Annotated in this window: 14 protein-coding genes; 5 read left to right on the top strand and 9 right to left on the bottom strand. The window is 59.9% G+C overall.

Features of this window, described 5'->3' with window-relative positions:
- Positions 1-25 precede the first annotated feature (25 nt).
- Complete coding sequence (locus tag ACWUI2_RS10510) at positions 26-1330, top strand: hypothetical protein (RefSeq protein ID WP_486982809.1); 1305 nt, start codon at positions 26-28, stop codon at positions 1328-1330.
- Positions 1331-1387: 57 nt separating this feature from the next.
- Here the strand turns inward: ACWUI2_RS10510 and ACWUI2_RS10515 are convergent, their stop codons facing one another.
- The 3 genes from ACWUI2_RS10515 to ygfZ form a co-directional block, all read right to left on the bottom strand.
- Positions 1388-1663 carry an HU family DNA-binding protein gene (locus ACWUI2_RS10515; RefSeq protein WP_486982810.1) on the bottom strand — a complete coding sequence of 92 codons (276 nt, stop codon included), beginning with the start codon at positions 1661-1663 and terminating at the stop codon, positions 1388-1390.
- 107 nt (positions 1664-1770) lie between these two features.
- Entirely contained in the window at positions 1771-2007 is a 237-nt protein-coding gene (locus ACWUI2_RS10520; protein WP_486982811.1) for a hypothetical protein, read from the bottom strand.
- An 11-nt stretch (positions 2008-2018) separates the two neighbouring features.
- Positions 2019-2942: a CAF17-like 4Fe-4S cluster assembly/insertion protein YgfZ gene (gene ygfZ, locus ACWUI2_RS10525; RefSeq protein ID WP_486982812.1), complete on the bottom strand. Its 924-nt coding sequence runs from the start codon at positions 2940-2942 to the stop codon at positions 2019-2021.
- A gap of 253 nt (positions 2943-3195) precedes the next feature.
- Here ygfZ and ACWUI2_RS10530 point away from each other — a divergent pair, with 253 nt between their 5' ends.
- Both ACWUI2_RS10530 and ACWUI2_RS10535 read left to right on the top strand, forming a co-directional pair.
- On the top strand, positions 3196-4257 hold the full coding sequence (locus tag ACWUI2_RS10530) for a 3-deoxy-7-phosphoheptulonate synthase (RefSeq protein ID WP_486982813.1): 1062 nt from the start codon (positions 3196-3198) through the stop codon (positions 4255-4257).
- 85 nt (positions 4258-4342) lie between these two features.
- On the top strand, positions 4343-5323 hold the full coding sequence (locus ACWUI2_RS10535) for a malate dehydrogenase (RefSeq protein WP_486982814.1): 981 nt from the start codon (positions 4343-4345) through the stop codon (positions 5321-5323).
- Positions 5324-5396: 73 nt separating this feature from the next.
- Here the strand turns inward: ACWUI2_RS10535 and ACWUI2_RS10540 are convergent, their stop codons facing one another.
- From ACWUI2_RS10540 to ACWUI2_RS10555, 4 genes are all read right to left on the bottom strand, one after another.
- Entirely contained in the window at positions 5397-6998 is a 1602-nt protein-coding gene (locus tag ACWUI2_RS10540; protein ID WP_486982815.1) for a PKD domain-containing protein, read from the bottom strand.
- A 156-nt stretch (positions 6999-7154) separates the two neighbouring features.
- Positions 7155-7595 (bottom strand): DUF420 domain-containing protein, encoded by a 441-nt coding sequence (locus tag ACWUI2_RS10545; RefSeq protein WP_486982816.1) that lies wholly within the window; start codon positions 7593-7595, stop codon positions 7155-7157.
- A gap of 7 nt (positions 7596-7602) precedes the next feature.
- Positions 7603-8514 (bottom strand): heme o synthase, encoded by a 912-nt coding sequence (cyoE, locus tag ACWUI2_RS10550; RefSeq protein ID WP_486982817.1) that lies wholly within the window; start codon positions 8512-8514, stop codon positions 7603-7605.
- Between the two features lie 11 nt (positions 8515-8525).
- Positions 8526-9587 (bottom strand): COX15/CtaA family protein, encoded by a 1062-nt coding sequence (locus tag ACWUI2_RS10555; protein ID WP_486982818.1) that lies wholly within the window; start codon positions 9585-9587, stop codon positions 8526-8528.
- Between the two features lie 208 nt (positions 9588-9795).
- Here ACWUI2_RS10555 and ACWUI2_RS10560 point away from each other — a divergent pair, with 208 nt between their 5' ends.
- Together ACWUI2_RS10560 and ACWUI2_RS10565 are read left to right on the top strand one after the other, a co-directional pair.
- On the top strand, positions 9796-10737 hold the full coding sequence (locus tag ACWUI2_RS10560) for an SCO family protein (RefSeq protein WP_486982819.1): 942 nt from the start codon (positions 9796-9798) through the stop codon (positions 10735-10737).
- Positions 10724-11653 carry a hypothetical protein gene (locus tag ACWUI2_RS10565; protein ID WP_486982820.1) on the top strand — a complete coding sequence of 310 codons (930 nt, stop codon included), beginning with the start codon at positions 10724-10726 and terminating at the stop codon, positions 11651-11653. The genes ACWUI2_RS10560 and ACWUI2_RS10565 overlap by 14 nt, the downstream gene beginning before the upstream one ends.
- A 33-nt stretch (positions 11654-11686) precedes the next feature.
- On the opposite strand, the gene ACWUI2_RS10570 is transcribed toward ACWUI2_RS10565, so the two are convergent.
- Positions 11687-12463 (bottom strand): hypothetical protein, encoded by a 777-nt coding sequence (locus ACWUI2_RS10570; RefSeq protein ID WP_486982821.1) that lies wholly within the window; start codon positions 12461-12463, stop codon positions 11687-11689.
- Positions 12464-12618: 155 nt separating this feature from the next.
- Positions 12619-13083: a hypothetical protein gene (locus ACWUI2_RS10575; protein WP_486982822.1), complete on the bottom strand. Its 465-nt coding sequence runs from the start codon at positions 13081-13083 to the stop codon at positions 12619-12621.
- Between the last annotated feature and the right edge of the window lie 18 nt (positions 13084-13101).

Raw genomic sequence — 13101 nt, forward strand, 5'->3', positions numbered from 1 at the left:
GACGGGGTGACCGTATGGTGTTCGCGTGTCGGAAAGCGCGTCAATTTCATGGGAGCAAAGTGTGGCGACGGTCGGGAAGCAGGTTGTTTCGCCGACGGTGGTCGCTTGGCGGATGTTTTTGATTTCCTGGGCGTTTTTTGCGATTGCCGCCCTGCTCGGGCTGCTGCTGCGGATGCAATTGGTCTGGCCGATCGCCGGATTCAACTACGGGAATTTCCTTCACGCCCATTCCCACATTGCGTTTCTAGGTTGGATCTACAATGCGTTCTTCGCTCTCGCGGTGCGGTTCTTCATTCCGGTCGATAAGGTGGCCGGGTATTGGCGCCTGTTTCTCCTGACGCAAGTCGCTGTCGTCGGGATCTTGGTGAGTTTTCCCATCCAAGGTTACGGATGGGTCAGCATCTTTTTCTCCACGATGCACATGTTTTGCGCGGCGGCATTTCTGTTTAAAATGTTGCGGGACCATCGGTCGGGGCCCTTGGCCCGGCCTTATTTGGTGACGGCTTGCTGGTTCATGCTCGGCTCTGGTTTGGGACCGTTGGCTTTGGGCCCGATCATGGCGACCGAACTGGCGAACACTCCCTGGCACGGGCTGGCGGTCGGATATTACCTGCATTTCCAGTACAATGGCTGGTTCTTGTTCTTCCTCTTGGCGGTCCTGCTGGCTGGCATGGAAGAACGGGGACGGGTGGAGGGAGCCACGCGATTTCGCCGGGCGTTCGGGTGGCTTCTGGGCGGTTGCCTGCTGACGTTCTCCCTCTCGGTGTATCCGGTTTTCGCTCCCGGATGGATTTTCCCGGTGGCCTCCGCCGGGGGAATTGCCCAATTGATCGGCGGTTTTCTTTTGGCCGATGGGTTGCGCCGAACTCAAAATTGGAGCGGTTTGTCGGGAACGGCCCACGGTTTGGCGGTGTTGGCGGTCGGGTTCTGGTTCATGAAAATGGGCCTCCAGGCGTTGGCGGCGTGGCCGGGATTGTTCGATCTGGCGACGAACCGCTTCATGATCGTCGCATTCATGCACCTGGTCTTCCTTGGGATCGTGACACCGTTGCTGATCGCTTGGGCGGCGGGGCTAGGTTGGATCCGGCTGGCGGGCCTTTCGCACGGCGGCCTGGCCGCGTTCGCGCTGGGAGCCCTGGTGAGTCAAGGGGCTTTGGTTTACGTGCCGCTGGCGGCCTCGATGGGCTGGCCGTCCTTGGCGGGATTCGGGGAAATCCAGTTGGTCGGGGCGGCCTTGATGGCCGGAGGGGTGACGATGGTCGCGATGGACCAGCGGGCGAAGATCGCGACGTGTTTCGCCTCCGTGGCCGGAGAGGTGCGGGGAGGGTAAACAAAAAACCCGCAGGCGGTTGCCGGCGGGTTCTTTGTTTGGAAAGTCGAAATCCGATCAGACGGCGGCCTTCAGGCCGGCACCCGGCTTGAACTTCACGGTCTTGGAAGCCTTGATCTTGATCTTTTCCTTGGTCCGGGGATTGACCCCTTCGCGAGCGGCGCGCTTGGCGACGCTGAACGTGCCGAAGCCGATCAGCTGGACGTTCTTGTCTTTCTTCACGCCTTTCTTGATGGCTTCGAGGACCGAATCCACGGCGCGTTCGGCAGCGGCCTTCGAGGCATCGCTTCCGAGATTCTTTTGTACTTCTGCAATCAGCTCAGCTTTGTTCATTCAATGACTCCTTATTGGGTTTATCTGCAAAGGTGATGACGAAAGACAGGAAGAAAAGGATATTTAGGTCAATACTAAATGAACGTTTTTACAAAAACTTTTCCCCTTCAATCCCGCATGGTTGTGCCATTGGCGGGCGGGTCTCCTTCAAAAACCCGTCCTTCGCGCCCGGCGATCGCAACTTTCAGCAGGTAATTTAACGTGTCAACGCGGCTCACTGAGCGCTCCTCCGCCATCTGCTCGGCGCGCTTCAGAAGCTGTCTGGCCATGGTCTCCGCGGCGGTTTCATCCGCCCCCAGATTGCGGAAAATCAAGGCGATTTTGTCGGTTTCGGAAGGGTCCATGGGAAAATCGCTCATGTATTCAGAATTTTGATTTCCGCCGGGCCGTCCGGTTTCGAGGCGAGTTGAGCGGCCGTTTCGGGAAGATCGGTCCGGATCAGTGCCAATCCCACGAACGGGGCGGAAAGGGTGGTGGTCCGAAGACTTCCGACTTCTTTGGATCCATGGAAGAGAGGCGTCGGATTGGTCTCTGGTTGCCGGGGGAGGCTGACGGAGGCGAGCGTCCGGCGGACTTGTCCCATGGAACGGATACGAGCCATGACCTCCTGTCCCAGGTAGCATCCTTTATTATAGGAGATCGCGGCGTCATCGAGATTTCCTTCCTGGGGCAGATCGGTGGGGCCGACGTCCCAGGGGACGCTCGGAATCGCCGACTCGATTCGTTCGCGTTCGAGGACTTCGCCGCCGACGAGGTCGCCGCCGGCGTTGAGGACGGCCGACGAAAGGGCTCCGATCGCCTCTTCGTTGTCGGGGCCGACGACGAGAAAGTCGAGATTCGGGAGGCGGGCCGACCGGCGGCCCGGGAGGAGGAACCGGTGGCCGACGCGGAGGAACGATCCGGCGTCGGGGCGTTCGACCCCCAATCCCGCGAGTGCGTCGGGGAGGCCTTCGCCCCAAACCGCTGCCGAGACGGCGTGGGGAGTCATGTCCCGCAGGGCGACGTCGTCGGCGATGATGAACGCCTCCAGGCGTTCGATGATGGAGTCGGCCGGGGAATGGTAACTGAAAAGGTAGAAGCGGTCTTCGGCGTCCTGGAGGACGAAGCTGTCGGCGAGGACCTTGCCCTTGCGGTCGAGCCAGAGGACGTAGGTGGCCGGGCGAGGGGCCGGGCTCCTCAGATCGTTGGTGGATTGGCCCTGGAGAAAGTTGAAACTGTCTTCCCCGGTGACCTCGATCCAGGCGGCCGGACGGCCGATGCTGATGTTCAAACGAGACATGCCGAATACTCTTCCGGAAAAGGAGAAGAAAGACAAAAAATTTCCGAAAAGTTATTGACTGTCGGGGGTGGTTCGGGCTACTCTCAGAGCATAGTCAATTTTCCCCGCATAGCGGGGTTTTGGGGTAACTAAGAAAGAAAGCAGCTGGCGGGTCGTTTAGGGGTAGGCGACCCGCCTTTCTTTTGCCAAAAAGGCTTTACCGGCCGCGCAAGGGGTGCGATATTCGCGCCTCTTTTTATTTAGGGGTCTTACCGTGGAAAAAGTCACTGATATCAATGTTCTCGCGACCAATGCGCTGCCGACGCCGGTCGAATTAAAAACCGCCATATCCAAATCGGAGGCGGAGGCGGATTTCGTCAGCCGCAGCCGGAAGGAGATCAACCGGATCATTTTCGGCGACGACAAGCGCCTTCTATTCGTGGTCGGGCCGTGCTCGATCCATGATGTCGAAGCCGGTCTGGATTACGGACGCCGGCTGGCGAAGTTGTCGAAGGAGGTTTCCGACCGGATCTGCCTGGTGATGCGGGTTTATTTCGAGAAGCCCCGAACCACCATCGGCTGGAAGGGGCTGATCATGGATCCCCGACTCGACAACAGTTGCGACATTGTCGGCGGCTTGAAGTTGGCTCGGACTTTTTTGCGGGATGTGATCGACCTCGGTTTGCCGACCGCGACCGAGTTGCTTGATCCGATCACTCCGCAATACATCGCCGATTTGATCAGCTGGTCGGCGATCGGCGCCCGGACGACGGAGTCGCAGACCCACCGGCAGATGGCTTCCGGCTTGTCGATGCCGCTTGGATTCAAGAACGGGACCGACGGCGACATTTTGACCGCGATCAATGCGATCCGGGCGGCGAGCGGCCCCCAGACTTTTCTCGGGATCAACCACGAAGGCCAGGCCTCGGCGGTGACGACCCGTGGTAACCCGTATTGCCACGTCATCCTCCGCGGGGGACGCGCGGGGTCGAACTACGATCCGGAGTCGGTGCGGGAGGCGGAGGAGCTCCTGGAAAAGGCGAAACTGCCGAGGGCGGTCATGATCGATTGCAGCCATGCCAACAGCGGCAAGGATCCGCAAAACCAGCCGACGGTCGCGGACGATACCCTGCGTCAGATCGAGGCCGGCAACTCCTCGATCATCGGTTTGATGGTGGAAAGCAATTTGAAGGCGGGAAGTCAGCCGTTTCCCCAGCCGAAGGAGTCGCTTCAGTATGGCGTTTCGATCACCGACGGTTGTATCGATTGGGAAACGACGGAAGCCCTCATTCGCAGCGCTTATAAGCGGCTGGAGTGTCGCTTCGTTTCCGCCTGATTCGCCGAATCCGGAACGCAATTTGATTGAAGGGGCGGACCGGCGGTGCTAGAAGTGGGAGTTTGTTAACCTGCAAGTTTGACTCATGAAAAAACCAATACGCGTAGCCGTAACAGGGGCAGCCGGGCAAATCGGCTATTCCCTTCTGTTTAGAATTGCCTCCGGATCGATGTTCGGGGACGACCAGCCGGTCGAATTGCATTTGATCGAGATCCCGCCGGCCCTCGGGGCCCTGGAAGGGGTCGTTATGGAACTGCAGGACTGTGCCTTTCCGCTTCTTAAGAAAGTGGTGCCGACCGCCGACCTCAACGAAGGTTTTAGCGGAGTCAACTGGGCGCTCCTCGTCGGCAGTGTTCCCCGGAAGGCCGGAATGGAGCGGAAGGATCTGCTCAACATCAATGGAAAGATCTTCACCGGCCAGGGTGAGGCGATCGCTAAGAACGCCGCTTCCGACGCCCGGGTCCTGGTGGTTGGGAATCCGTGTAACACCAATTGCCTGATCGCTATGAATAATGGCGGTGACCTCCCGCGCGACCGCTGGTTCGCGATGACCCGTCTCGATGAGAACCGGGCCAAGACCCAGTTGGCGATGAAGGCCGGGGTCGACGTTACCGAAGTTTCGAATCTGGCGATTTGGGGGAATCATTCCTCCACGATGTATCCGGATTTCTACAACACCAGGATCGGCGGAAAACCGGCGACGGAGGTGATCGGCGACGAGAGCTGGTTTGAGGAAAATTTCATCCCGACCGTCCAACAACGTGGTGCGGCAATTATTAAAGCCCGCGGCGCTTCTTCGGCCGCTTCCGCCGCCAACTCCGTGGTCGACACTGTCCGCTCGCTCACCCGGCCGACTCCGAAGGGGGATTGGTTTAGCGTCGCGGTCTGCTCCGACGGCAGCTATGGCATCGAGAAGGATTTGATCACCTCGTTCCCGATCCGCAGCGACGGATCGAAGTGGGAGATCGTCCAGGACGTGCCGTTGAACGACTTCAGCCGGTCGAAGATCGAGGCGACCGTGAACGAACTGAAGGAAGAGAAGGCGATGGTCGCCGATCTTTTGTAAGTTTCCGCGCGCGCCGGATCGGTTCCGGCGACTCTACCAAAAACTCCGCCCGCGGGGAATCCCGGGGCGGAGTTTACTCGGTCCGCACAAGGCGGATGCGCATAAACCGTGCCTGTCCGGCGGCAGGAGTTGTCACCCTCACCGTCTCGGTCATAGTGTTGAGCGAATGAACCTCTTCCGAAACCCCGTCGGACGACCAAGGTCCCGATGGATTGGCCGCCGTCTCGGTAACGTATTCCAGATCGCTCGCGTATGTAACACGCCGGTAGATGAGTTCTATCCGGTCCGGTTCCAAGAGCGAAAACATCAGGGGCGGCAGATTGGCGTCGTGCGGATTCGTGCCGAAGCCATACTCCAGCAAGTTCACGCTTCCGTCTCCATCCGGATCGTCCAGCCGCTCGCCGCCCGCAGTGTCTGCGAAGACCAGCCCGCTCCACGATTCGTAATCTGCGCCCACCTTGATCTGAATGTCCCTCTTGGCGGAGTTCCCGGCACTGTCGCTTACGGTCAGGCGCACCCTATATGAGCCGGGAGTCGGGAAAAATTTCGTGGGGTTTGGGGCGAGCGAACTTCCGCCGTCGTCGAATGTCCAGGCGAATTCGGTGATAGGGCCATTCGCCGACGAGGCTGTCGCGGTGAACTCCACGGCAAGCGGTGAGATTCCGGACGTCGCGCTGGCGGAGAGCGTCACTTGGGGAGGAGAGTTGGTCGGCCGCAAATACCACGGCGCCGCCGTCGGATCCGTTTTGAAAAATGCCGTGAGCTGACGCGCCACTTTCTGCCGGCCCGCCTGCGAAGGATGGAAAAAATCGCCGCCGACATCCGAACAGAGCCAGACCTGCCCATCCGAGCGCGGATTGGTGCCGTCGATCCAGAGATACGGTCCCCAGGTGAGCCATGGTGCCCGCACCTGTCCTTCGGCCGGATTGAAGTTCAAGGCCGGCGAACCGTCCATTTGCCGCTCGAGCAGCCATTTGACGGAGAACCCGGACTCGTAGGCAAACGGTTCCGGGTTCGAGGTCGCGAGGTTTAAGGTGTAGGCGCGTGTCCGGCTGCTGAGGTAAGCGATCCTGACGTTTGGATAGCGGGTTTTGAGCGCCCGCACGATCAGGCCGAGATCGTTGCTTAACACCTCCGCATGCTCAGGAAAGCCTCCGATATCCTGTGGTCGCCGCCGCGCCTGCTTGATCCATGCGACCTGCACCTGGGCCGGTGTGACGCCGCTTTCGGCCAGCCGTTGATCCACCACATTCCAGGTGTTCGCGGTCGGGCTGGTCCAATCCGGCGCCGGCCTGCTCCCCTGCGCTCCGTCGACGATGACGAGGCGTGGGTTTTTCGCGGGGTCGGCGTCGGCCATCTGCTTGAAAACCGAAAACTCCTGCGTGGTGTTGGACATGCCGACCGAGATCAGGACGATCCGGCCATTTGTCGGATCCGAAAAACCACTGCTGTCACGTGGTACAATTTCCTCCGCGATCGCCAGGCCCGCCGCAAGGTGAAGTTGAGGAGGATTATTGGCGCCGTGCGGGTAGAGGCCGGTTCGAAATCCTTGGTAAAATCCGATTCCGCCGTCGTTCACCGGGCGCAGGCCGAGCGTGGTGAGTGAACAGTCCCCGAATGCGGGGGCTTGCTGCAGCAGCATATACCATCCGAGCGAAAGGACCATTCGCCTCATGGAGGTAGACGAGCAGAAAGCCCTGTTACAAGCAATGAGAAAGCATGTTACGGTTGAGGCGATGGCGCACGGGCAGGGACCTGACGAGCCCCCCGGCGATCGACTTGGAATTTAGGCAATGGCAAGCAGACGATGGGTGCGGGCAGAGGCTCGAAGTCAGATCCGCTCGCCGGGGAACCAGTGGTAGAGGAAAAAGTAAACCAGGACGCCGGTGATCGACACGTAATACCAGATCGGGAAGGTCCACCTCGCCCATTTCCGATGGGCCGTGTTCCGGCCTTTGATCGCAAGTCCAACGGTGACCAGAATCAACGGAAGGTTGATCATCGCCAACAAAACGTGGGAGATCAGCATGATGTAATAAAAGTAAGCGATCCCCCCCGTGGCCCCGATGCGGGTGTGGACTCCGTCTTTCAGGAAATGGTAGGTCAGGTAACTGGCGAGGAAAACCGCTGAAGCGGTCAACGCCGCCACCATGAATTTCCGGTGGGTCGTTTGATCGTTGCGGAACCGAATGAAATAATACCCGGCGGTCAGGCAGAGGAACGCCAGCGAATTGAGCGCGGCGTTCACGGGAGGGAAGATATCAAGATTCATCGTTCGATCAGGCAAGCAGCCATCGGTCGATCACCAGGACCGCCAGCAGAGCGGGCAGGTAGGAGATCGAGGTGTGGAAGACCCGCCGGGCGGTCAGATCGCGGTCGGCGCGGGTCCGGAACAGCCAGGTGGTCCAGACAAAATACACCCCGAGGAGGAGTGCGGGAACGAGGTAGAAAAGGGAGTTAAAACCGAGGAAATACGGGAGGATCGAAACCACCAACAGGCCGAGGCAATACCAGAACGCATGGTGGGCGGCCCGGTTTCCGGTGCGGTCGATGACGGTCAGCATCGGGAAATTCACGGCGGCGTAATCGTCACGATAGAGCCAGGCGATCGCCAAAAAGTGGGGGATCTGCCAGAGAAACAGGATGCCGAAGAGAATCCAGCCGAGCGGGGTGATTTGGCCTTCGGCCGCGGCCCACCCGATGAGGGGAGGCAAGGCGCCGGCCACCGCGCCGACTTCCAGGCTGAGTCTGGAATTGCGTTTCATCGGGGTGTAGATCCAGACGTAGATTCCGATGGTCGCGGCGGCCAGCGCGGCGGCTGGAATGTTGACCCAGAAAAGGAGGTGGCCGATCCCGGCGAGCGAAAGCAGGGCGCCCCAAATCGCGGCTTGCCAGGGAGCCACGTGGCCGGATGGGATGGGACGGGTCATGGTCCGGTTCATCCGGGCGTCGGTCTTCCTTTCCCGCCATTGGTTCAGCGCGGCGGCCCCTCCGGCGGCGAGAGCCGTGCCGAGAGCTACATGGAAAATCCCGGCGAAAGCGCCGTCGGGCCGGGCGGCGAGATAGCCGACCAGGGCGGTGATCACGGAAAGCATGCTCAAGCGCGGCTTGGTCAGCTCAAGGTAGGCCCCGGCCGTCGCCTTCCATGGCCTGGTCCCCTCGGAAACGTGCGGAGGGGCGGTCTCTTTCATCTCGGATATTCTCATCGGCTCGGCTGGGTGGCGACGCTTCCGGTTGGTTCCGGATTCGCGGGCGCGTTTTGCCGAACCGTGTCCGCCCCGGGGCCGTCGTTCAACGGCAGTCGGTAGCAGGCAAAGGTCAAAAGCCAGGTGGCGGCCAGCATGAATGCGCCCAATAACATATGTAGAGTTGCTACATACTCATTCTTGGAGGTCAACACCGTCAGTGCGCCGAGGAAAATTTGGAAGGCGAGCATCAGCACCAGCGCGCTCGCGCCCAACGCGTAGCCCCGGCCGGTCGCGGGAGAGCGCCAGAGCTTCCACGCGAAGAAAAGCAGGGCGGCGGTCACGAGGATCGCTCCGACCCGATGAATGAAATGGATCGTGACCGGAAAGCTCCAGGCGAGCGGGAGGAGCGTGTTCAAATGGCTGCTCCAAGGGAAAGTCGGAATGGCCAAGGCCGCGTAGTTGTGGCGGACCAGGGCGCCGACGATCAGCTGGAGGAAAATCGCCACGCAGGCGACTATCCCGGCGAGGCGTACGGAATTTTCCACCGGCGAGCGGAGCCCGGCCTTTCGTTCGATCCAGGGGCGGGAGGCGGCGATGGCGATGGTGCCGAGGAGACAGAAGAAAATCTGGGCGAGGCAGGCGTGGATTACCCGGAAGGTCTGGGCGACCAGGTTGTGGTCGGCCTGGGTGTTGAGTTGGTCGAAAACCACCCGGGCCCCGCCGACCAACCCTTGGACGATCACCAGCAGGAGGGCGGCCGCTCCGAGCCATCGCAGCCACCGGCGGTCTTCCCGGATCAGCAGCCAGACGAAAATCACCGTCACCAGCAGGCCGACTTTGGCCCCGAGCAACCGGTGGCTGTGCTCCGCCCGCATGTCGCGGTCGAACATCCAGCCCTCCGGGTTGACCGACCCGTGGGAAAGGGGCCAATCGAGGAAAACCATTCCCGCATGGATGCTGGTGGTGAAGCCGCCCGCCTTGAGCAAGAGGATGGTCCACAGCAGTGCGAAGGCGCAAAACCAGGCCAAAACCGGCTTGTAACCGGAGGTTCTATGTGGAAATGAAAACGACGCCATCGCGGAAAAGTCGAAAAAGGGCTAATGTCAGGAAACGGTTAGAGTTAAGGCAATTTATTTTTTAGGCAAATACCGGACAAGAATTGCGGACTTTTTATTAATATTGCTCCAGTTACCCGACAGCCGGGCTTCAAAGGAGGTTCCGTTTGGAGCGAAAAGGTCGATTTTGCTTTCGTTCCGGGAGGGGGGTGGGGTAGTTTGGCGAAATATGTCTCCGAACGTCCCCACCAAGATTGCATCGAAGCGGCGGATCCCGATTTCCGCCGTGGGTTTCGTCCTGCTCCTTTCCGTCTTGTTCTTCGGCGGTTGTCCAAATCCAAACGCCAACGACGGTCAACCGGGAGTCGCTTTCGAAGGGGAGATCCTCGAAGTGTTTCCGGAAGGCCGGGTGTTGCTGGTTCGGCACGGGGATATTCCGCGGACTCTGCCGGCCGGAACGACCGAGTTCCGGGTTTCGCCCGGCGACCTGGCCAACGCCGAAGCCGGGACGGTGATCCGCGCGCGGTTGGTCGAGCATTCCGGGGCGCTCCGTTTGGAGCGGATCTGGAAGGTGGATCGGATGGCGGAAGGGATCGTCGACCGGACGGGACGTCAATTGATGGAAGACACGATCATCCGCGGCTCCCGGGCTTTCCGGGAAGTCGGCGAAGTGATGCCCGCATTCGCCCTTTACGACCAGACCGGCAACGTCGTGCAAATCAACCGCTATCGGGGAAAGCGGGTGGTGATTAATTTCATTTACACCCGATGCCCGTCCCCCGCGATGTGTCCGGCGGCCACCCAGCGGATGATCCAACTCCAGCAGTCGGCCCGTGAAGCCGGAATCGAGAATTTCGAACTGATTTCAATTACTCTCGATCCGGATTACGATACCCCCGGAGTCTTGCGGGAATACGCCGAAAATCATGGCATCGACACCTCCAATTTCTCGTTTTTGACCGGTCCCGACACGGCGATCGCCAATTTGATGACGCAGTTTGGGATTCTGATCGATCCCGAAGTCGGGTTCGAGTCGCACACCTTGGGGACGATGTTGGTCGACGAGACCGGAACGATCCGGCATCGGGTTTTCGGATCGAATTGGATGGTCGGTGATTTCCTGGATCGCCTCAAACAGATGGACGCGCGGGAGGAAGATGGAGGAGCCTAAACCAACGACTTACGCCCCGCCGCAGAAGACCCGGGGGCGGGTGATCCGGATAACCGCCCTGATGGCGGCGATCTACCTGTTTTTTCATTTTCTTCCGGATATCGCCCCCGAGCGGCCGGCCGCGTTTTTGCGGGAGGCGACCGGAGACACCTCGCCGGAATTATGCGAGGCGAGCAGCATTGGTTTCATGCAGGTGAGCCAGGGGCGGTCGCCGATCCGGATGCGTTTGGTGGCGAACGGTCCGCTCGAAGCCGGACGGGAAGCGAGGGTGACCGTCGCGCTCGAACGGCCGGGGGGGCGGGCGGTCTCGATTTCGGAGCTGGAGGAAAAACACACCGAAAAGTTCCATCTGCTCATCGTGGACCCGACGCTGGGGGATTATCAGCACAAACATCCACAACCGACGGCGGTTCCGGGAGAATTCGTTTTTTCATTCACCCCGCGCCACGGGGGCAATTACCGCTTTTTTGGCGAAGTGGTGCCGGTGGTGACCGGACGGGCGGTGCAAGCGGTCGAGGATTTGGATGTGACCGGTGGAGTGGGCCCCGGCACCGATTTTCGTTTGGAGGCCACCCTTGAGGATTATCATTTTCGATTGAACCTGCCGGAGGGGGGAGTTCGGGTGCGTCGGCCGACGATCCTGACCTTCGACGTCCGCAACTTGACCGAAGGGAAACCGGCCACTTTGGAGCCGGTGATGGGGGCTTGGACCCACATCGTCGCGTTTGATCCGGAACGGAGCGGATTTGCCCACATGCACCCGCTTCAGGAAGGACTCGAGCAAAAGCTTGATCCGGTCGCGCCGCAAATCCCGTTTATGTTTTACGCGGATAAAGCGGGAACCTACACACTCTGGGCCCAGGTGAAAATCGAAGGCGAAGAATACTTCGCCCCGTTCACCCTCGAAGTTCTCTGAAGAGGCAATCCGCGGTCTGCCGACCGGGCACGATCACAAAACTTCGACCGCCCGGGCGGAACTCCACCAATTGAAATTCGAGCCGCGCAGTTCCTCCTCGGATGGCATCGGATAGTGGACGGCACCGCTTTGGTCCGCGACGAAGAAGCCGCCGGTCATCATCCAGAACGGCAAATCGTGCTCCATTTTGCGCTCCACGATTTTCGCTTTTTTGTCGGGGCGATTTTTCAATTCGCGAAAACAGGAGCGGACTTGGGCTAGATTTCGATACGGAAGGGTATTTACGGCGCTGTCCGGGTCGTCGGCGAGCGGTCCGGATCCGAGTTCTCCGAAAATAATGCGGGGGACGAAGACCGGTTGGTTCGGCCGCGTGATGTAGGCTCCGAAATCGGCGGGACTGAGGCGGGAGGAGACCAGTGGATTGACCGGAACGAATTCCTGGTAGAGATGGAAACGCTCCGGCCCCGGTTCCGGTAGAGCGGCGGCGCGTTTGATTTCGAGGACGGCACCGTTCCGGGTGACCAGGTGGAGAGCGCCGAGGGCGGTGATCGGGACGCGTTCGAGGGCGCGGTAGATGGTCACGTAGCTCGATTTGTGAGGTTGTCCGTCGGAATGCGGCTTGCAGTGTTCGCGCAACACGCCCAAGTCAGGGATTTCGGTCACCGCGGCCGGATCCACCTCGAGGAAGATCGCTTGGCCTTGGGTTCGGCGGTCTGCCCCGAGGGCGAGGTAACGGCCGAAAGCCTGGGGATCGAGCATGGAAAAAACCAGCGACTCGGGGATCAACGACAAATACAAATGAACCTTCATAAACGACGCCTCCTTGGAGTGAATAATTTAACTTGGGCAACTTCGATAGGTTAAAAGCAATCCGGCCGTTGGCAATCCTTACGTGAGCTAAATTGAATGTGAGGGGCAACAAAGTGGCGGGGTCGTCCCGGCTCCGCGCGTCGCCATTCGGAGGTTTATCGTCCGTGCCGACGGGTATCGATCGTCGAATAGATCCGGATTTCGTGACGGTCCAGTGGCTCGGTCGCGGCCGGGTCGTCGAAAATTTCAATTTCGATCCAATAAAATCGCCCGGCTTCCAGGCCTCGCAGCGGAGGCGATTCCAAGCGGAGTTGGTCGGTGCCGGGGTCGAGTTGGAGAAGCTCGCGATGTGGGTTCTGCGGATCCTCGGGGTTCTCGTAGCGGATGTCGAGAAAGCGGGGTTGGTCCAGGGGGGAGGTGACATCGAGGGTAGCTTGATAACGAACGGTCCCCTCGCGGACGCTGATGTGGAAACCGGATTCCACTGTTTCGAAGTCCTCCGCCTCAAGGGGCGGGGGAGGCTCGGACGGTCCGATGGTGGCGCAACCTCCACCGAGAAATAGGAAAAGCGGAACCAGCCAACGGATGAGGGAGGCGAAAGAATGTGGTTCTTTAGTCACGAAAGTTACGAAGGGCCT

Source organism: Verruconatronum alginivorum (assembly GCF_056590205.1).

What these genes read in the sequence shown, in the direction of transcription:
- ACWUI2_RS10515 (WP_486982810.1), bottom strand. Translation starts at nt 1,663, where the DNA reads ATGAACAAAGCTGAGCTGATTGCAGAAGTACAAAAGAATCTCGGAAGC.
- ACWUI2_RS10520 (WP_486982811.1), bottom strand. Translation starts at nt 2,007, where the DNA reads ATGGACCCTTCCGAAACCGACAAAATCGCCTTGATTTTCCGCAATCTG.
- ygfZ (WP_486982812.1), bottom strand. Translation starts at nt 2,942, where the DNA reads ATGTCTCGTTTGAACATCAGCATCGGCCGTCCGGCCGCCTGGATCGAG.
- ACWUI2_RS10535 (WP_486982814.1), top strand. Translation starts at nt 4,343, where the DNA reads ATGAAAAAACCAATACGCGTAGCCGTAACAGGGGCAGCCGGGCAAATC.
- ACWUI2_RS10540 (WP_486982815.1), bottom strand. Translation starts at nt 6,998, where the DNA reads ATGAGGCGAATGGTCCTTTCGCTCGGATGGTATATGCTGCTGCAGCAA.
- ACWUI2_RS10545 (WP_486982816.1), bottom strand. Translation starts at nt 7,595, where the DNA reads ATGAATCTTGATATCTTCCCTCCCGTGAACGCCGCGCTCAATTCGCTG.
- cyoE (WP_486982817.1), bottom strand. Translation starts at nt 8,514, where the DNA reads ATGAAAGAGACCGCCCCTCCGCACGTTTCCGAGGGGACCAGGCCATGG.
- ACWUI2_RS10555 (WP_486982818.1), bottom strand. Translation starts at nt 9,587, where the DNA reads ATGGCGTCGTTTTCATTTCCACATAGAACCTCCGGTTACAAGCCGGTT.
- ACWUI2_RS10560 (WP_486982819.1), top strand. Translation starts at nt 9,796, where the DNA reads ATGTCTCCGAACGTCCCCACCAAGATTGCATCGAAGCGGCGGATCCCG.
- ACWUI2_RS10565 (WP_486982820.1), top strand. Translation starts at nt 10,724, where the DNA reads ATGGAGGAGCCTAAACCAACGACTTACGCCCCGCCGCAGAAGACCCGG.
- ACWUI2_RS10570 (WP_486982821.1), bottom strand. Translation starts at nt 12,463, where the DNA reads ATGAAGGTTCATTTGTATTTGTCGTTGATCCCCGAGTCGCTGGTTTTT.